The 18,626-nt window shown below is 71.5% G+C and carries 12 protein-coding genes and 1 tRNA gene; 8 read left to right on the top strand and 5 right to left on the bottom strand.

Annotated elements, in window-relative coordinates:
• The first annotated feature begins 118 nt into the window (after nucleotides 1-118).
• The 3 genes from WME97_RS13850 (at nucleotide 119) to WME97_RS13840 (ending at nucleotide 6,041) form a co-directional block, all read left to right on the top strand.
• On the top strand, nucleotides 119-670 hold the full coding sequence (locus tag WME97_RS13850) for a hypothetical protein (RefSeq protein WP_437299583.1): 552 nt from the start codon (nucleotides 119-121) through the stop codon (nucleotides 668-670).
• A gap of 161 nt (nucleotides 671-831) precedes the next feature.
• Entirely contained in the window at nucleotides 832-3,885 is a 3,054-nt protein-coding gene (locus tag WME97_RS13845; protein ID WP_437552369.1) for a hypothetical protein, read from the top strand.
• Between the two features lie 65 nt (nucleotides 3,886-3,950).
• Nucleotides 3,951-6,041, top strand: coding sequence for a S9 family peptidase (locus WME97_RS13840; protein WP_437552368.1), 2,091 nt, complete (start codon nucleotides 3,951-3,953; stop codon nucleotides 6,039-6,041).
• A 78-nt stretch (nucleotides 6,042-6,119) separates the two neighbouring features.
• Here WME97_RS13840 and WME97_RS13835 read toward each other — a convergent pair whose 3' ends face one another.
• The 4 genes from WME97_RS13835 to WME97_RS13820 all read right to left on the bottom strand — a co-directional run bounded on the left by WME97_RS13835 (nucleotide 6,120) and on the right by WME97_RS13820 (nucleotide 10,415).
• Nucleotides 6,120-6,845 carry a hypothetical protein gene (locus WME97_RS13835; protein WP_437552367.1) on the bottom strand — a complete coding sequence of 242 codons (726 nt, stop codon included), beginning with the start codon at nucleotides 6,843-6,845 and terminating at the stop codon, nucleotides 6,120-6,122.
• 202 nt (nucleotides 6,846-7,047) lie between these two features.
• Nucleotides 7,048-8,343: a hypothetical protein gene (locus WME97_RS13830; RefSeq protein WP_437552366.1), complete on the bottom strand. Its 1,296-nt coding sequence runs from the start codon at nucleotides 8,341-8,343 to the stop codon at nucleotides 7,048-7,050.
• A complete protein-coding gene (locus WME97_RS13825; RefSeq protein WP_437552365.1) occupies nucleotides 8,340-9,005 on the bottom strand; it encodes an RNA polymerase sigma factor in 666 nt (221 codons plus the stop codon). The genes WME97_RS13830 and WME97_RS13825 overlap by 4 nt, the downstream gene beginning before the upstream one ends.
• Before the next feature lie 393 nt (nucleotides 9,006-9,398).
• Nucleotides 9,399-10,415 carry an alpha/beta hydrolase family esterase gene (locus WME97_RS13820; protein ID WP_437552364.1) on the bottom strand — a complete coding sequence of 339 codons (1,017 nt, stop codon included), beginning with the start codon at nucleotides 10,413-10,415 and terminating at the stop codon, nucleotides 9,399-9,401.
• A gap of 670 nt (nucleotides 10,416-11,085) precedes the next feature.
• Between WME97_RS13820 and WME97_RS13815 the strand changes: the two genes are divergently transcribed.
• Nucleotides 11,086-11,223 (top strand) — tRNA-Arg (locus tag WME97_RS13815).
• Between the two features lie 166 nt (nucleotides 11,224-11,389).
• Nucleotides 11,390-13,021 carry a TROVE domain-containing protein gene (locus WME97_RS13810; protein WP_437552363.1) on the top strand — a complete coding sequence of 544 codons (1,632 nt, stop codon included), beginning with the start codon at nucleotides 11,390-11,392 and terminating at the stop codon, nucleotides 13,019-13,021.
• Between the two features lie 175 nt (nucleotides 13,022-13,196).
• Here the strand turns inward: WME97_RS13810 and WME97_RS13805 are convergent, their stop codons facing one another.
• Nucleotides 13,197-14,444, bottom strand: a complete 1,248-nt coding sequence (locus tag WME97_RS13805; RefSeq protein ID WP_437329235.1) for an aspartate kinase — start codon at nucleotides 14,442-14,444, stop codon at nucleotides 13,197-13,199.
• Nucleotides 14,445-14,821: 377 nt separating this feature from the next.
• Between WME97_RS13805 and WME97_RS13800 the strand changes: the two genes are divergently transcribed.
• From WME97_RS13800 to WME97_RS13790, 3 genes are read left to right on the top strand one after another with little or no spacing between them, the layout of a single operon-like run.
• Nucleotides 14,822-16,009, top strand: coding sequence for an ATP-binding cassette domain-containing protein (locus WME97_RS13800; protein WP_437552362.1), 1,188 nt, complete (start codon nucleotides 14,822-14,824; stop codon nucleotides 16,007-16,009).
• A gap of 5 nt (nucleotides 16,010-16,014) precedes the next feature.
• A complete protein-coding gene (locus WME97_RS13795; protein ID WP_437552361.1) occupies nucleotides 16,015-16,749 on the top strand; it encodes an ABC transporter permease in 735 nt (244 codons plus the stop codon).
• 9 nt (nucleotides 16,750-16,758) lie between these two features.
• The gene (locus tag WME97_RS13790; RefSeq protein WP_437552360.1) at nucleotides 16,759-18,603 is read left to right on the top strand and encodes a GldG family protein; all 1,845 of its coding nucleotides are present in this window, start codon (nucleotides 16,759-16,761) and stop codon (nucleotides 18,601-18,603) included.
• Nucleotides 18,604-18,626: the final 23 nt, after the last annotated feature.

The raw sequence follows: 18,626 nt of genomic DNA, 5'->3' as shown, positions 1-18,626 counted from the left end.
GCGGCGCGCGTGCTAGCCTCGCGCCGCGCGCCCTCATCGAGCGCCCGGCGCGCGCCGTCGTCGCCCTCGATCCATGGTTCGTCGCGGGGGCGCTCCGGGCTGCTCGCCGCAACTGACCATGAGATGCCCCCCTGTCGCCCTGCTGACCTCCGCCGCGCTCGCGCTCCTCGCGCTCCTGGCCCCCTCGCGGGCCGACGCCTTTGAACGGCAATGGCATGCCGGCGCGGGCGTCGGGTACGCGCTCCTCGCGGACGGCGGGACGTACCCGGGGATCGGCGGCAGCCTGCACCTCGCCTACGGGCTCACGGACGCCTTCAACGCGGTCGCCGAGGTCAACACCGCGTCCCACCCGGGGGGCGATCTCATGCTCCTCGGCGCATCCGCCGGCGCCACGTACGTCATCGATATTCTGCAGTGGGTCCCCTACGTCGGCCTCATGACCGGCGCATACGACAGTGTGCGCCTCGCGCCCTGCGGCTCGTCTGGCCAGCCGGGCTGCCACCGGGGGCAGTTCGGGGTCTCCATCCCGTTCGGCATCGACTACGCGTTCAATCGCGAGTTCGCCGCCGGCTTCGCCGGCAAGTACACGCTGCTCCTCCCTGGCGCGGGCGACGGTCCGGGGAGCTATTTCACGGCGTTCGCCCGCGCGGAGTTCCTCTGGGGATACTAGAGCGGGGTGCAGGCTCGTAGGATACGGGCTCAGCCGCGAGGCAGGCGAGCGAGGCGCACGAAAGTACGCCGCAGCGAGCCGAACGACGCGGATGATCCCGTAGCGCACGACGATGCGCCCCGCTCTGGGCCGTGTGCGCCCGGAGAGAGGAGGAGCGGACCGTGGAACAGCTCTGGCAGCGCATTTCCGAGGGCCGGCACACGGCCTTGCTGAACATCGTCCCCGGGGATCCGCCGGCGCGGCTCGGGCTGCGGATCGTGCGCGTGCGCTGCGACGTCCCCGAGATGACGCTCGGGCCGCTGCGCGACGCGCGGATCCAGATCGAGCGCCTCGCCGGCGGGGCGCAGCCGACGCTCGATCAGGCGCGCAGCCGCGCCGCCTCGGGGCTCCGGCGCCGCCTCCTCGGCGACGTGCACGAGCTGATGGTGGACGCCGAGTTCATCGAGACCGCCAACCGCCTCGCGCAGCAGGCGGATCGCACGTGGGCCATCGTGTTCGACGCGGTCGAGCACGCCGATCCTGCCACGCTCGACGTGCTGCGCCGGGTGGTGTCCCGGCCTGACGCGCTCCGCGTCGCGCTGGTCCTCTCCTTCCGCCTGCACGCGCCGACCGGCCCCGCAGGCGGCCTGGTCGACGCGATGCGCGCCGCCTGCGGAGCCGACGCGCTCCTCCGGCCGGCCGACGGCGCGATCACGCTGACGAGCGCGACCACGCCCCCCCCGCCGCCGCCGCAGGTCGCGGTGCGCGAGCTGCCCGGCGAGGTGCTCCGGGTGCTCCGGGCCGGCGCGATCGTCGGCTCGGGGTTCGAGAGCGAGCTCGTCGCCGCGCTCCTCCGCGTCGACGCGCTCGACGTGCTCGAGGCGCTGCAGCGCGCCGCGGACGCGGGTGTTCCGGTCGAGGACCGCGGCGACGGGCGCTTCCATCTTCCGCAGGAGACCGTCGAGGCGCTCCGCGGCTCGATCCTCCCGTCGCTCGCCCGCGTGTGGCACCGGCGGCTCGCGACGCTGCTCATCGAGGAGCGGACCGAGCCGGACGCCCCGGCCGCGCGCGAGCCGCGCGCCGCGTCGGGCGTCGTCGCGGCCGATCACCAGGCGACCCATGCCGCGGCGGCGCCAGCCCATGCCGCGGCGGCGCCGGCCCATGCCGCGGCGGCAGCTCATGCCGCCGCGCCGCCGACGCAGAGCGCGGCCATCCTCACGTCGACCGTCGAGCGGCACGTCATCGCCGGAGCGAACCTCGGCGTGCCTCGCGGCGACGACCCGACCACGAGGGCCGCCGCCGCGCAGGCGAAGGCCGGGGCGCCGCCGCTCTCGACCGCGCCGCCGTCCGCGTCGTTGCCCGCCATGGCGACGCCGCGCACGATGGCCGCCGCGCCCCCGCCGGCGGGCCCGCCGCCGGCGACGGCGTCACCAGCGGCCGCGTCGCCCAGCGCGCCCGTCGCAGGCGGGCCGACCCCCGAAGCCGGCGGCGCGTCGAACGTGGACGAGTGGGAGAAGACCGCCGACCCCACGCTCTCGGTGGCGCGCGGCGGGGTGCCGCGGGCGGCCGAGACGCTGAGGCCGCCGCCTGCCGTGGCCCCTGCGGGCGGCGCGTCCATGAGCAACACGCGCCGCGCGCCGCCGCGCGTCACCCAGGACAGGCCCGCGCCGATGGCCCCCGCAGGGCCCGGCAATCCCGCGTGGTCCTACGCCGATCTGTTCCATCGCAGCCCCGAGAGCCGCCGCGTCTCGGAGCCGCCCGAGTCCCTCATGTTCGACGCCCCGCCCGACTCGCTCGACGCGCCCATCCCGGGGCCGATGCGGGTGCCCCGCGATCTCGCGTCCCTCGGCGGCGCCTTCCCGGACGAGCCGAGCCGCTCGGCCCGTGGGGCCTCGCTGCGCGTCCCTGCCGCGCTGTCCGAGCGATCGTCTTCCGGCTCCCGCCACGCCTTCTCCTGGCCGGCGGCGGCCGACTCCGTCGCCGGGCGCGCCGCGGCCGAGTCCCTGCGCGCCGCGGCGCCGCTCGGCGTGTCCATGTACCCGGCGCCCGCGGCGCCCGATCGCGCCGAGGCAGCGGGCGCCGCGAGCGCGGCGGCGCACGGCGCTGGGCGCCACCTCCACGACGTGCGCGCGGCGGCGCACCTGACCGAGGCGGGCGAGCACGAGGAAGCGGCGCAGCGCTACTGCGCGGCCGCGGTCGAGGCGGCGGCCATGGGCGCGTACGCCCAGGCCCTGAGCTACGGGCGGAAGGCGCTCTCGCTGCTCGACGGCATGCCGGCCACGCCCGCCCGCCGCCGGCTCCGCATCGGCGCGCTCGCGGGCATCGCCCGGGTGCAATGGCACGCGGCCGGCCCGGACCCCGCCAGCACGCTCGCGGGCGCGCTCGAGGTGCTCGACGCCGCGCGCGCGCTCCTCGCGCAGGGCGACCCGCCGGAGCTGCACGCCGAGGTCGCCACCCTCATCGCCGGCGTCTGTTACGACATGGGCGACGCGCGCTCGCTGGAGCGCGCGCTGGAGGAGCTCGCGACCGCGAGCCGCCTGCTGCTCGACGCCGGGGACGCGCTCGGCGCGGCCCGGCTGCTCAACGATCAGGCGGCGGTCCACGTGCGCATGGGCGATCCCGTCCGTGCGACGCACCTCCTGATCGAGTCGCGCCGGACCTTCGAGGAGCGGGCCCGGGTCGATCCGTCGGCGCGCGTCGAGCTCGCCGAGACCGACCACCTCTTCGCGCGCATCCCGCTCCACGTCCCCGCCCGCCCCGGGCGCGAGTCCGACGCGCTGTCGATGGGCCTCGACCACGCGCTCGCCGCGGAGCGCGCCTACAAGCAGCTCGGCGACGCCCGGGAGCTCGCCCGGGTGTGGGAGACGATCGGCCGGCTGGAGCTCCGCAACGGCCGCCTCGACCGCGCGACGCAGCGCCTGACCGCGGCGATCGAGGCCGAGGAGGCGCTCGGCGACCTGCTCGGCCTGGCCCGCTCGACGGCCGCGCTCGCGGAGGTGCTCTCGGCGAAGGGGTTGCACCGGGAGGCGCTGGCGGTGCTGGCCGAGTCGATGGTGATGAACCTCGAGAAGGGCTCGCCGCTCGGGCTCGCGTACAACCGCCGCGCCCTGAACGCGCTCGTCCCGAACATCTCGCTCCAGGGCGAGGAAGCCGAGGAGCTGCGGAAGCTCGCGGCGCAGCTGGCGGCGGCGGAAGCGGCCCTCGGCCGCGCGAAGCTCCCGGGCGAGCCGGACTGAGGCGGGCCCGCGCCGCGCGGCCTTTGACCTTGCCGGCGTGCGCCCGCTCCGGCGAAATGCGCCGCATGTCGTCCTCCTCGACGCGGCGCCGGCGCCATGGCGCCGCGCGGCGCTCCTTGCTCGGCTTGCTCGGCTCCCTCGCCCTCTCGGCGGCGTGCGCGCCGGCCCGGCCGGCGCCTCCGGCTGCGCCTCGGCCTGTCACGTCCGCGCCTCCAGCGCCGCCTTCGCCCGCCGGACCGCCGCGGCCTGCGCCCGCGCCGGAGCGGCCCGGGTACGCGGGGCACGGCGCGGCGAGCGTCTCTCCGGAGATCCTGGCGCGCTACGCGCCGCCGCCGCTCCCGGACGACGTCTCGCGCCGGATCCAGGCCATGCTCGACGTGCGCGCTCCTTCTGGAGGCGTCCTCGGGCCGGATGGCAAGGCGCTCTACTTCACCTGGACGATCACGGGGACGAGGCAGGTCTTCCGGCTCGACGGGCCGCAGCGCTTCCCGCTGCAGCTGACGGGCGGCGAGGATCCGACGGTTGTTGCGGACGTCACGCCGGACGGCGCGCGCCTCGTCCTCTCGCGCGACCGCAAGGGCGAGGAGAACCCCGGGCTCTACTTGCAGGACGCGAAGGGCGGCCCGCTCGTCGCCATCCAGCACATGCCCGGCGTGCAGACGCAGCTCCAGTTCATCTCCGACGACGGGCGGCACGTTTACTATCGGGCCAACGACGTCAAGAAGGACGCGTACGTCATCTACAGGTACGACATCGCGTCGAGGCAGCGAGAGGTCGTGTTCGATCGCGAGGGCATCTGGCGCGCCGTGGACGCCACGGGCGACGGTCGCCTGCTGCTCGCGAAGGACGTGGGCTCCAACATGAGCGAGCTCTTCGAGTGGGCGCCTGGCGCAAAGACCGCTCCGGGCGCCGACGCGCTGACTCCCCTCTTCGGGCAGGGCGAGCGCGAGGACTACAGGGCCCTTTACGGCGCGGCCCCCGGCGAGGTCCTCGTGCTCACGCCGCGCCTCGGGGAATATCGCCGGCTCTACAGCTGGAAGGCGGGGAAGCTCACGCCGATCTCGCCGGAGATCCCGTTCGACGTCAGCGCGTTCTCCGTCGATCGGGCGAAGAAGAGGATCCTCTACACGGTGAACGAGCGGGGCTACACGCGGCTCCGCGCGCTCGACGCGAGATCGCACCGCGAGATCAAGCTGCCAGCGCTCCCGGCGGCGGATCACGTGACCCCGGTCTCGACGACGCGGGACGGCCGGTTCACGACGCTGCTCCTGGAGACGTCGACGTCGCCGGCGACGGCGCATGTCCTCGACTGGACGACTGGCAAGCTTTCGCAGTGGCACGCTCCGAGCATGCCCGAGGTGGCGCCGGGCGCGTTCTCGGCGGCCACGCTGGAGTCCTATCCGGCGCGCGACGGCGCGCAGATCCCGATGTTCGTGCGCCGCCCTGCGCGGTGCGAGCGGCCTTGTCCTGTGATCGTCCATTTCCACGGCGGCCCGGAGGTCCAGACCAGGGCTGGGTTCAGCGCGCGGGCGCAGATCTTCGTGGACGCCGGGTTCGTGTTCGTCGAGCCGAACGTCCGCGGGAGCGACGGTTACGGCAAGACATGGCTGCACGCCGACGACGGCGCGAAGCGGCTCGACGTCATCACGGACATCGAGGACGCCGCGAAGTTCGTCAAGGCGAGCTTCGGCCACGAGGGCCGACCGCCGAAGGTCGGCATCTTCGGCGGCAGCTATGGCGGCTATTCTTCGCTGATCGGCATGACCATGTTCGCCGGCGCGTACGACGCGGGCGCCGCCGTCGTCGGGATGAGCAACCTCGTGACGTTCCTCCAGAACACGGCGCCTTACCGGCGCATCCTCCGGATCTCCGAGTACGGTGATCCCGAGAAGGATCGGGACGCGTTGCTCAAGCTCTCGCCGATCACCTACCTCGATCGGGTGAAGGCGCCTCTGCTGATCGTGCAGGGCGTGTCGGATCCGCGGGTCCCTGCGGGCGAGTCGGTGCAGATCCAGCAGGCGCTGGAGGCAAGGAAGATCCCGTCCGAGCTCATCCTGTTCGCCGACGAGGGGCACGGCGCGCAGAAGCGGGACAACCAGGTGCTCCAGTATGGGCACCTCGTGCGTTTCTTCCGGGCGCACCTCGGGGGCGGGTAGAAACGAGCGTGTTCCGGGCCGCCCGGTCCGAGGCCACGTGTCGGCGCGGGTCGAGCTCCGGCGTGAGCAGCGGAATCGTCACGCGTGCGCGGGCGCGCTGGCCGGCGGGCGTCGCGCGGCGGCGGCCACCGCGGCGGCGCGGGGAGCGCGCGGGAGATCGCCGAAGATCTCCGGCATCAACGACGTCTTGCCGTGGAGCCGGAGCACACACTCCACGAGGAGCTTCGCCGCGCGATAGGTGTTGATCCACTCGTCGCGGGCGGCCTTCATCTCCGGGGTCACGGTGCGGCGCGCGAGCCGGGTCTTGCGCACGCTCCTGATGAGCGGCTCGATCGCGTCCCGGGAGCGCTCGAGGTCGTCCGTCCACGCCTCGCGCTCGGGCAGCTGCCCCTCGTGCTGCTCGAGCACCTCGATCGCGTGCGTCAGCGCCGCGGCGAGCGCCGCGGGGCGGCGGCGCAGCACGGTGGCGAGCGACTGGCCCTGGAGGAGATCGCGGGCCAGCGCGACCCCGTTGGGCCGCGAGGCGGCGCGCTCCACGAGGCGGCGCAGCAGGCCGCGGCCCGCCGCGACCGGATTGGCTCGGCCGCCCCTCGATCCGCGGGACGCGCTGGGAGGCACGGGAGCGGCCGTCGCGTCCAGCTTCGCCTTGCGCAGGGCCTCGGTCGCGGCGTCCAGGCGCGCCGTGACGGTGCGCAGCGCCTTCCCGAACCCCGCGTCGACCGGCAGGACGAGCTTCTGGATCTGCGACGCGGTGAAGCGGCCGTACGTCTCGATATCACGCTGGTAGATGTAGGGATCGGGCATGGGAGCGACTCCACCGCGCGCGGGCGCGTTCAGGGCGGGCGCCATCATACCTGTCGCCGGCGTTGACGAAACCACCTGCGCGCAGCGACGGACGCGCCCTCGCCCGCCGTCGCGTCGATTTCACCCGCGGCCGCGTCGCTCTCGCTCGTGCCGGAGGGGATACGGCACTTCAAGCTCCGCCAGGCAGGCCCTCGACCGCTGCTCACGGGCAGCAGGTGAAGAGCGCGCTCGTGTCGTGCGCCTCGGGGCAGATCGCGGTGCCGGAGTTGTACCAGATACGGAAGATCCGCTGCCCGGCGTCTGCGCACATGGCGCTGGCCTCTTCACCGAGCGTCGACTGCGCCTGGCACACGTCCCCGTGGTCGATCTTGGTCGTCCAGCACAGGCGCGACGGAAGCGGCTCCGCCGCCGGACAGCACGCATAGACGGCCCCTGTCGTCTCGCTGGGCCCGCACCCAGGGACACCCCGGTCGTACGTGAATTCGGTGAGATCCGCTCCCTGGTTGCTGCACGTGATGTAGGCCTGATCCTTCAGATCGCCGCTGTCATGACAGGTGAGGCCGTCGCCGAGCCGGCCGCGCCAGCACTCGGTCGGCTCGCCGTCGACGCACGTGTGCTCGACGCCGCGGTAGCCGCCGTCTCTGCAGCGATCGAGCAGCTTGACGTCGCCGAGGAGGAGGCCCTGCACGTCGCACATCGCCTCGACCTCGCTCGTCAAATCCTCCGCCGTCCGGCAGACCGCCTCTTCCTGCGGACCCGTCGGCTTCTCGCGGGGCGCCCCGGTCGCCGCGCCGTCCGCCTCCTCGGCGCTGCTCTCGGCGCTTCGCTCGCCCTTTTGCCCAGCCACCTCCACCGGAGCGCTGGCGCCGCCGGAGCCTCGGCTCCACGCGGGGAGCAGTCCGCGCGACGCGTGGAGCGGCGCCCGTTCCAGGGCGTCGACCCACCCCGGGCTCGACGGGAGCACGGCGGCCGGCGGCTGGGCGCGCGCGCGCGACGGCGGGGCTAGGGTGCGACCTTCGGGGAGCTCGCTGCTTCGCTGGCCTTCGGGCGCGTCGCGCGCCTCCGGCGGCGCTGCCGAGCTGTGCGGTGCAGGGGGCGAGGTCTTCGGCGGCGGAGCGAGCCGGCGGGGCGGCTCCCGGAGGAGCGGGGCGTAGATCCTGGGCGGCGCCGGCGGGCGGCCCTCGGCCGGCGTGCGCTCCGGGATCCCGCCGTCCTCGCGGGAGCGATCGCCGACGATCCCGATCGCGGGCTCGACGGCCGGGATGCGCGCGGAGACCTCGGGGGTCGCGGGGCGCTGGAGGGCGGCGCCGAGGGCGACCGCGGCCGTTCCGGCGGCGAGGGCCAGCGCGAGCGGGCGCCCCACGCGCCGGGCGAGTGACGGGCGTTCCCCGCGCAGCTGCGCGCCGAGGCGCGCCGCGAGCCGGGGCGAAGGCGTCGCCGCCGCGAGCCGCGCGTCGACCTCGTGCAGCAGCGCGAGCAGGTCGCGGTCTCGCGTCATGGCCCCACCTCCCACCCGGCCTCGCGGAGCCGCGCGACGGCCCTTTGAATCAGCTTGCACACGTACCCTTTGGAGTGGCCAAGGACGCTCCCGATCTCCTCCTGCTCCTTGCCGTCGAGATAGAACATCGAGAACGCCACCTGCTCCTTGGGAGGCAGCGTGCCCAGCGCCTTGAAGGCCCGGCGCAGATCGTCGCGCGCGATGGCCACCTCCTCCAGCATCGGGCGCGGATCGGCCTCGTCCTGCCCGAACAGCCAGCGGATGGGCGCGAGGTCGAGGAACCGGTCCCGCCGCAGGCGGTTCAGGCAGCGATTCGAGGTCGCCCGGTACAGCCATCCTTCGAGGTTGTCTCGATCGTTCAGCGTCGCGAGCGCCTTCATGAGGTCGAGAAACACGTCCTGCGTCACATCCTCGGCCCAGGCCACGTTGCCGCGGCCGTAACGGAGGGCCAGGCGGTACACCAGCGGATGGTGGCGGCGGTACAGCGCCTCGGCGTCCAGCGCCGCCGCGCCCGAGGCCCGCACCCTGGACACCGGGAGGTCCTGGGACGCCATGGGGACGATGTGCTCGGGCGGGTCGTACCGCTCGCCGTCCGCGGGACGGGGGAGCAGCTCCTCGGCCCCGGCCTGCGGGCCGAGCCGGGATCGGGCGGCGAGGTTCACGGGAGCCTCGGCGCGAGGGACCCGTCCGCCGCGATGCACCATGAGCCGAGCACGAGCGCCGTCATCTCGCACTCTACACAACCGAGATCGCCGCCGGTTTCCTCTCGGCGCGCCGGCGGTGACGAGCGCGCAGGCCCGGCTCTGGGCGCTCCTTCAGAATTCTACCGAGCCCTGGATCGTGCCCCTCTCACATCCACGGTGATGCGCGCGCGCCACGGTCGCGACGTTCCGGATCCCGCGCTCCACTCGGGCGAGGCGGCGCCTCGTTCTGGAGCTCCTGGCCTACGCAGCCGAGGTCCCCGCCGCACCCGCTCCCATCCCCACGTCGTGATGCTGGTTGCGCCCCCTGCATCACGCCCCCGCGAGCTCGCCCAAGAAATGGACGCCGTGGAGCTACGGCGCAGCGAGCAGAAACTCCCAGATCATTCTCTGTGAGTCCTCAGGAAGCGTGTGACCGAGCTCATGCTGCCACCACCACGTCGGCTTGGAGCAGCCTTCGTAGGCGACGCACGAGCCCGAGCCTGCCGGCGAAGTGCCGGAGCCGCATTGGTTCAAGGCCACGAACCTGTCCCGGGTCTGGATGCCGGAGTCGAGCGGCTCGGCAGGGTCCGCCGCGCCGTGGACGATGAGAGCGCTCACCGGTCCGGCGCACGTACCTTCGGGCGGCCCGCCCGCGCCGGAGACCAGCGCGCGCACCTGATCGCCCAGCGCGCAGCCCGCCTGGGCCGACATCCAGCCACCCCAGCTGAAGCCCACCAGGAAGACGCGCGAACGATCGATACAGTGCGACGCCGCGGCCTCGTCGATGAGCGCCTTGGTGAACGCAACGTCGGGGGACGTGGTGCTGCGATTGTCCCATCCCACGGCATCACCGTACCAATCCTGCGGCACGCCATCGGGGAACATCAGGACGGCTTGTCCCCCCGTGGTGTCGCGGAGGGCGAAGGTGGACACGTCTCCCTGACCCGTGCCGCTGTGCCCGTGAAAGCTGATGACGAGCGGCGCGGGCGTCGTCGTCGTCGTCGCGGGAACGAGATAGTAGCGGCGAGTCGTGCCGCCCACCTCGATTGACCTGTAACCTTCGGTTGCCTGGCCCGGCGTCGCGCACCCGTCGCTCGGGTCACCGCCGCCAGCGCCCGTCATCGGGCCGCTGCCGCCGCTGCCGCCCGAGCTCGTCGAGCCGCCGCTCGACGTCCCTTGGCCGCCCGAGCTGCCATTGCTACCGCCGCTGCCCTGGCTGCCGGAGCCGCCCGCCGCCCCCGAAGTCCCTCCGGAGGTCGAGCCCCCGCCGCCAGCCTCGCCGTCACTGGCGCTCGCGCCGCCGCTTCCGCCGCACGCGGCCACGCAACTGCCGACGAGGGCAGCCAGCGCGATCGCCGAAACGACGCCATTACGAAGCTGGTACTTCAAGAGCCACCTCGCCCCTTCCACACGCTGGACATGCCTCGCATCACCCGCAGGCTGTGGAGTGTACCACTGCCCACTCGAGGGGACCCTGACGTGCGCGGCGGCCCGAGCTCGGCGCCCTGGGTCAGCTCCGTCGAGCCGAGGCGCTCAATCGCAGCCGAGGTTCGCGCAAGGGTCGCAAACAGCGGGCATGCAATAGCCGCCGACCACGACGTTCCTCGCGCAGAGCGCGTCCAGCACGCTGCCGAACGCGCTTTCACCGGGGTTCCCCGCGAGAGAGACCTGCGCGCAGTGGATGAATACGACCTCGTTCAGCGGAGACGCGTCCTCGATCAGGTTGTCCGACAGATCCAGCGTGGCGATGAGCGGTACGCCCAGGAGGGACGTGAGGTCGGTGATGGAGTCGGAGCGCGCCTCGATCCGCTCGAGGCCCGCGAGCCCCGTGACCCAGCTCAGGTCCGCGCCGCTCGCGCCGACGCCCCCTGCTAGCGGGTCGACCTACGGCGACCGCACCGATCTATCGGCTCATCTAGGATTTTATCCCATGGGATAGACACTAGACCGGCGAGAGACGTCAGCGGCCCTCGCTTCTCGCCCGTTCCACGGGGTTTCTGCGGCCGGCACCGGCCGAGACCACCTTGGCATCCGCCCTGCAATACCCCCCAGCGTCCACGCCAGAGTAGCTCAGCGGTTAGAGCGCGAAAACAACTCCGGACGGTGTTCTCCGGCGCGATGAGCGCCGGCAGTGAGTTCCGGGGTTACTTCCCTTCTCAGGACGAGGTCGCGGGTTCGAGTCCCGCCTCTGGCACCAGGGTGCAGCGCGGCAGTGAGCGTCACGGTTCCTTCGTTTTGACACGACCAACCCCGTGACCACCATCCTCCGCGCTGCGCCCGTTTTCTACGAGCGGGGCGCAGCTCGAATCTGCGCCCAGCTCTCGACCCCTCGCCGCGCGTGCGTCGAGGATGGAGGTGTCATCATGGCGTTCTTTCAGCATCTCAAGCGTCAGGACAAGCGCAGCGCCGACTCGCACCTGAACTGGATGGGCGGCCGCTCCTTCGATATCGCCGATCCGCTGAAGCGCCTCCGCCTCGCGGCCTCGTCGTGCTTCTTCGGCGAGCCGATGTACTACCACCGCGAGCCTGCGGATCCGCGCCCGGCGAAGGCCGTGAACGCGGCGAAGGCGAAGGCGTCGACGAAGGCCGCGAAGAAGGCGGCCGCCCGCGCGCGCCTCTCCGACGCCGAGGTGCGGCGCCTGCGCGAGACGCTCGGCGCCGTGGACCCGGCCGAGTGGCGCAAGCTCTCGCCGGCGGCGCTGATCGAGAAGGCCATCGACGAGGCGCTCGCGGCCGATCCGGAGGCGACGCTCGCCGAGGCGGTGCGGCTGCGCGAGGAGGAGCACATGCGCACGACGCCCCAGGTCATCCTGGTGCGCGCGGCGAACACCGCCTCCGTGCGCGGGACGGGCCTCGTGCGCAGCTACGCGCCGCGCATCCTGAAGCGCGCGGACGAGCCGGCGGTCGCCCTCGCGTACCAGCTCTACCGCTTCGGCAAGCCGGTGCCGAACGCGCTGAAGCGCGCGCTGCGCGACGCGCTCGAGCGCTTCGATGATCACGCCCTCGCGAAGTACCGGCTCGAGGGCAAGGGGAGCAAGACCGTGGACGTCATGAACCTTGTGCACCCGAAGAGCCCCAGCGTGGACCGCCTCGCGAAGGGCGCGCTCCGCGCGACGGGCCGCACCTGGGAGGCGATCGTCTCGGCGCGCGGCTCGAACCGGTGCGCGTGGCGCAAGGCGCTGCCGGTCATGGGCCACATGGCCCTGCTGCGCAACCTGCGCAACCTGATCGAGGCGGGCGTGCCGTTCGACCAGTTCCTGCCGAAGCTCGTCGAGACGGCCGCGGAGGGCAAGCAGCTGCCGTTCCGGTACTACAGCGCTTACCGCGCCGTGAAGGGCTGCGCGCCGGGCGCCGTGCTCGACGCGGTGGAGAAGTGCCTGAGCCGATCGCTCGGCCAGGTGCCATACTTCCCCGGCCGCGTGATGGTGCTCTGCGACAACAGCGGCTCCGCGCAGGGCACGACCACGAGCAGCCTCGGGACGATGCAGATCTCCACGATCGCGAACCTCACGGGCGTCGTGGCCGGGATGCGCGCGAGCGACGGGCACCTCGGCGTGTTCGGCGACCGGCTGGAGACCTTCGCGGTGCGCAAGCAGGAGAGCGTGTTCTCGCAGCTCGAGAAGGCGGAGCACATCGCCCGCACGATCGGGACGGCGACCGAGAACGGCGTGTGGCTCTTCTGGGATCGCGCGATCCGCGAGCGGCAGCGCTGGGACTCGGTGTTCGTGATGAGCGACATGCAGGCCGGCCACGGCGGCCTGTACGGTACGCGGCCGAAGGACTACGCGGACTTCGCCTGGAACGGGCACTACATCGACGTGGCGAAGCTCGTGGCGACGTACCGCGCCCGGGTGAACCGCGACGTGCGCGTGTTCCTGGTCCAGGTCGCCGGGTACCAGGACACGCTCGTGCCCGAGTTCTACGACCGCACGTACATCCTCGGCGGCTGGGGCGAGGGGCTGCTGCGCTTCGCCGCGGCGATGGCGCAGCAGTAGCAGTCGGCGCGCCGGGCCGCATCAGGGGCACATCGGATGGGCCGCGGCGCAATCCCCGCTCGGCGGAGCGATGTCCGTGCACTCGACGCCAGAATGCGACACGCCGCGAGCAGCCTCACCGACCGCGTCGGGGGCCGCTCACGGCGAGCGCATCACGACGGTAGAACGGGTTCGGTCAGGCCTTGCCGCCGAGCCCGAAGCCATCGTGCAGCGCACGAACGGCGAGCTCGGCGTACTTCGTCGAGACAAGACACGAGATCTTGATCTCGCTCGTGGAGATCGCCTGGATGTTGATCCCATCCGCCGCGAGCAGCTGGAACATCCGCGCCGCCACGCCCGCGTGCGTCCGCATCCCGAGGCCGACGATCGACACCTTCACGATGTCCTCCTCGTAACGGATGCTCATCGCGCGCACGGCGCTGGCGACCTTCTCCATCACGAGCTTCGCCCGCGGGAGATCCGCCTTGCCGACGGTGAACGTGACGTCGGCCTTCACCTCGCCGGACGTGCCGCGCGTCTCCAGGCCGTAGCTCGGCGCGTTCTGGATGATCATGTCGACGCTGATGTTCTCCTCGGCCAGCGCGCCGAAGATCTGCGCCACCACGCCCGGCTTGTCGTCGACGCCGACGAGCATGACCCGCGCCTCGTTCCGGTCGAGCGCCACGCCCGTCACCGTCACGCTCTCGAGAGACTGCTCCTCGCTGACGACCCACGTGCCCGGCACGTCCGAGAACGATGACCGCACATGCACCGGGACACCGTACTTCATCGCAACCTCCACGCTCCGTATCTGAAGGACCTTCGCTCCCAGCGAGGCGAGCTCCAGCATCTCTTCGTAGCTGATCCGCTCGATCTTCCGCGCCGTCTTGCAGATGTTCGGGTCCGTTGTGTAAACGCCGTCGACGTCCGTGTAGATCTCGCACTCGGCGCCGACCGCCGCCGCGATCGCCACGGCGCTCGTGTCGCTGCCGCCTCGGCCGAGCGTCGTGATGTTGCCCGCGTCGTCCACGCCCTGGAACCCGGCGACCACCGCGATCTTCCCCCCGGCGAGCGCCTCGTGCAGCCGCTGGGCGTCGATCGCCTTGATCCGCGCCTTCGTATAGGCGCTGTCCGTCAGGATCTTCAGCTGGTGGCCAAGGAAGCTCCGCGCCTTGCCCCCCTGCGCCTGGATCGCAATCGCCATCAGCGCGGCCGAGACCTGCTCGCCGGTCGCCGCGAGCGCGTCCATCTCCCGCGCGTCGGGCACGGGCGCGATGTCCGACGCCAGCTTGAGCAGCCGGTTCGTCTCGCCGGACATCGCGCTGACGATGACCACGACGTCATGACCGGCCTGCTGTGTGGCGAGCGCCCGCGCGGCCGCCCGCTGGATGCGCTCGATGGACCCGACGGACGTGCCGCCGAACTTCTGGACGATGAGGCTCACGCGAGGTGTGGCCAACTAGTCCAACACAGACGCCCAGGTCAAGGATAAATTCGGCAGCCGCGCGCGCCGGGCGAGCCCGTCCCACGCACGACACGCCGCGGAGGAACCGCGGCGACGCCGCCAAACCGGGGATAGCCCGGACAACCGTGCCCGGAGCAGCCGCGATCGCCGGGAATAAACCCCAGGTTCAGCCGCTTCGGGTCGGCGCTGTTGACAGAGATCCACCCGCCGCTACGATGGCGCCGCCTTTCGCCTGGGTAATGGGTGATCCAGGGTGCCACAACGGCGCGCCCGCTGGTCAGTGCGGGGGGGATCGCCAGGGGCGAACGACGGAGCCGGGCGCTCCGCTTCTCAAGGAACCATCTAAGGAGGTCATTTTGGCTAGCGATGTGATGATCGAGGCGAGCTCGCTGACCAAGCGCTATGGGTCGCTGCGCGCGCTCGACAAGGTGAGCTTCGAGGTCCATCGCGGCGAGGTCGTCGGCTTCCTGGGACCGAACGGGGCCGGCAAGTCGACGACGATGCGCATCCTCACCTGCTTCCTCTCGGCGTCGGCCGGGACGGCGCGGGTCCACGGGTACGACGTCTTCGACGACCCGCTCGATGTCCGGCGCAAGCTCGGGTACCTGCCCCAGCGCGCCCCGCTCTACGGCGAGATGAACGTCTGGGAATACCTCTCGTTCGTCGCCGACATGCGCGGCCTCGATCAATCGCTCTTCAAGAAGCGAATGAAGGGGATCGTCGAGGTGTGCGGCCTCGCCCAGGTGCTCGGCAAGGACATCGGCACGCTCTCTCACGGCTATCGCCAGCGCGTCGGCCTCGGCCAGGCGCTCGTCCACGACCCCCCGATCCTCATCCTCGACGAGCCGACGAGCGATCTCGACCCGAACGAGAAGGCGGAGGTCATCCGCTACATCAAGGAGATCGGCAAGGAGCGGACGATCCTCCTCTCCACCCACAACCTGTCCGAGGTCGAGGCCGCCTGTGCCCGCGCCATCGTCGTCTCCAAGGGGCGCGTCGTCGCCGACGGCCCGCTCGACGAGATCCGCGCCAAGAGCGGCAAGGTCCGGTACGTCGTCACCGTCCACGAGAAGAAGGTCTTCGAGGGCGGCGACGGTTACCGGTCGGGCGCGCGCAAGCCCCCGACGGCCCAGGAGGTCCAGGAGGCGCTCTCCGGTCTGCCCGGGGTCACCAGCGTCACCGAGCTGCCGACCGGCGACAGCGCCCACAGCTTCCAGCTGCTCGGCGCGCTCGGCGGCGACATCCGGCCCGAGCTCTTCCAGCTCGTCGTGCAGAAGGGCTGGCTCCTCCTCGAGATGCGGCGCGACTCGCAGAGCCTCGAGGACGTGTTCAAGGCGCTCACGCGCGGCGACGAGCGCAAGGACCGCGGCCGCAAGCTGATCACCGACGACCTCGACGACGAGGACGAGGCGAGCGCGTCGGCCGACGACGAGGACGACGAGGACGACGAAGACGACAGCGCCGGCGACGAAGCCAAGGACGGCGGCGACGGCGGCGAGGACGAAGGCGCAGAGGAAGAAGCGCCCGCCAAGAAGAAGGGCTGAACGGTATGAGCACCACCCTGACCATCGCGAAGCGGGAGTTCCGCTCCAACTTCGATTCCCCCCTGGCCTATGTCGTGATCTGCTTCGGGCTGATCGCGCTCGGCGTCATCTTCTTCCTGATGAACGGCGGCTTCTGGCAGGCGGACCGCGCCTCGCTCGTGCAGCTGTTCAGCTGGGCGCCGATAGGGCTCTCCTTCCTCATCATCCCCGTCATCACGATGCGGCTCCTCGCCGAGGAGAAGCGGAGCGGCACGCTGGAGATGCTGATCACCCTGCCCGTGCAGGATCACGAGGTCGTCCTCGGCAAGTTCCTCGGCGCGTGGGGGCTCGTCCTCGTGCTCGTCTTCTCGACGATCCTCTACCCGCTGATGATGTTCGTGTGGCCCTGGCACCTCGGCGCGCTCGACAGCGGGCCGGTGCTCTCGGGGTACATCGGCCTCGTGCTCTACAGCGCGGCGGCGGTGTCGATCGGCCTCCTCATCTCGTCGCTGACCGACAGCCAGGTGATCGCGTTCTTCATCACCTTCCTGGTGCTCGGCTTCTTGCACGGCGTGGACAACCTCGCCGACTACGCCCCGTCGCTCTTCCGCGACGTCCTCTCCTTCATCAGCTTCGACACCCGCCTCACGCCGTTCGCGCGCGGCATGGTGTCCACCCGAGACATCGTCTTCTTCCTCTCGATCACAGCGGGCTGCCTCATGGCCTCGTTCAGGGCGCTCGAGCGCAGGAAGTGGGCGTAAGGACCAACCATGGAACGGAAAGCCAAAGCCGCGACGCAGACAGGCGTCTACCTGGCCATCGTCGCCGCCATCCTCGTGGCGGCCAACGTCATCTCGTACGGCGCCTACAAGCGCTTCGACATGACCAAGACCGAGAGGTTCACCCTCTCGAAGGGCTCGGCCCACCTCGTCCGCGAGGGGCTCAAGCAGGATCTCCAGATCGACGTCTACGTCACCCGGGGGCTCCCGAAGCACGAGGCGTTCATCCAGGACCTCACCGACCTCATGAACGAGTACGAGCAGGCCTCGAACGGCAAGCTCCACTACGCGATCATCGAGGCGAAGACGGACGAGCAGCGCGCCGCCGCCAAGGAGGCGGGCCTGCAGGAGGCCGCCTTCGGCGAGGGGAGCGAGACCGGCCAGGATCAGGCCACGATCACCCGCGGGTTCATGGGCATCGCCTTCAAGTACGGCAGCGAGAAGGAGGCGATCCCGATGCTCTCGCCGGACCAGGCGCAGGGCCTCGAGTTCTGGATCACGAACACCATCCGCGAGATCCGCGACAAGGCGGACGCCATCGACACCAAGATCGGCGTCGTGACCGGCAAGGATGAGATCAAGCTGACGGACGCGAACCTCGTCGCGTCGCAGGGCGGCCGGGGCGGCGGCCCGTCGATGCGCGCGCTGCTCGAGCACCACTTCCCGTTCTACAAGTTCGAGGACGTCGACCTGAAGGGCGGCGACAGCGAGATCAACAAGGAGCTCGCCGGCCTCGTGATCACGCAGCCGGGCAAGGAGTTCACCGAGAAGGAGCTGCGCCGCATCGACCAGTTCATGATGCTCGGCAACAAGGCGCTCGCCGTGTTCGCCGGCGCGGTGAACCTCAAGGCGTCCGACCCGGCGATGAAGGCGTCGCTCAACACCTGGGGCCTCGAGAAGCTGCTCGACGGCTACGGCGTCGAGATGAAGAAGGAGGCGATCCTCGACTGGAGCCGCTCGATGGCCATCCCGGTGCAGACGCAGTCGGGCCAGATGATGTGGTTCCGCGCGCCGGGCATCCTCCAGCTCCAGGAGGACAGCCGCTTCGACGAGAAGGAGCAGATCCTCGACTCGTCGTTCCCCGGCTTCTTCCGCCTCCCCGAGCTCGCCTTCCCCTTCCCGTCGACCCTCGTGCCGCACCCGGAGAAGCAGCCCGAGGCGACGATGAAGGTCGTCGCGCGCTCGACGCCGAAGACGACGGTCGACGTGTCCGAGGCCATCGACATGAAGTTCTCGGCCGACTGGAAGCCGAAGGGCGAGTACGCGCAGCGCGCGATCGCGGTGACGGTCGAGGGCAAGCTCAAGAGCGCGTTCGGCGGCCAGGAGGGGCTCGGCATCAGCGCGCCTGCGGAGAGCGCGGACAAGGGCCGCATCCTCGTGCTCTCGGCGTCGCAGTTCCTCGCGAACCCGTTCGCCCGCTCGGGCAACCCGCCCCCCATGCCGCCGCAGATGGCGATGATGGGCGGGATGGGCGGCGACGAGGATCTCCTGATGCTCTCGCAGCCGTACGCGCAGAAGTACCTGACCGCCACCATCCTGGCGTTCAAGAACACCCTCGACTGGATGGCGGGGGACAGCACGCTGCTCGCCGCGACCGCGAAGATGTTCGGCGAGACGAACCTGACCTACGCGGGCATCGAGAAGCCGAAGCAGGAGGCCACGGACGACGAGGCCACCCTGGCCAAGAAGGCCGAGGAGTACCGGGCGGAGCGCAAGACCGTGCAGCAGCGCGTGCAGTGGACGCTGACGCTCCTGCCGGCGGCGCTCTTCGCCGTGTTCGGCCTCATCCGGTGGCGGCGTCGCGAGAGCGCCCGCGAGAACATCACGCTCGACTGAGCCAGAGCCCCATCGGGTGAAAG

It is taken from the genome of Sorangium sp. So ce367 (assembly GCF_051520455.1).
Taxonomy (GTDB): Bacteria; Myxococcota_A; Polyangia; order Polyangiales; family Polyangiaceae; genus Sorangium; species Sorangium cellulosum_B.
The sequence above is the reverse complement of the archived record's forward strand: the minus strand, read 5'-3'. Positions and strand labels throughout refer to the sequence as shown.

What these genes read in the sequence shown, in the direction of transcription:
- WME97_RS13850 (WP_437299583.1), top strand. Translation starts at nt 119, where the DNA reads ATGAGATGCCCCCCTGTCGCCCTGCTGACCTCCGCCGCGCTCGCGCTC.
- WME97_RS13840 (WP_437552368.1), top strand. Translation starts at nt 3,951, where the DNA reads ATGTCGTCCTCCTCGACGCGGCGCCGGCGCCATGGCGCCGCGCGGCGC.
- WME97_RS13835 (WP_437552367.1), bottom strand. Translation starts at nt 6,845, where the DNA reads ATGCCCGATCCCTACATCTACCAGCGTGATATCGAGACGTACGGCCGC.
- WME97_RS13830 (WP_437552366.1), bottom strand. Translation starts at nt 8,343, where the DNA reads ATGACGCGAGACCGCGACCTGCTCGCGCTGCTGCACGAGGTCGACGCG.
- WME97_RS13810 (WP_437552363.1), top strand. Translation starts at nt 11,390, where the DNA reads ATGGCGTTCTTTCAGCATCTCAAGCGTCAGGACAAGCGCAGCGCCGAC.
- WME97_RS13795 (WP_437552361.1), top strand. Translation starts at nt 16,015, where the DNA reads ATGAGCACCACCCTGACCATCGCGAAGCGGGAGTTCCGCTCCAACTTC.
- WME97_RS13790 (WP_437552360.1), top strand. Translation starts at nt 16,759, where the DNA reads ATGGAACGGAAAGCCAAAGCCGCGACGCAGACAGGCGTCTACCTGGCC.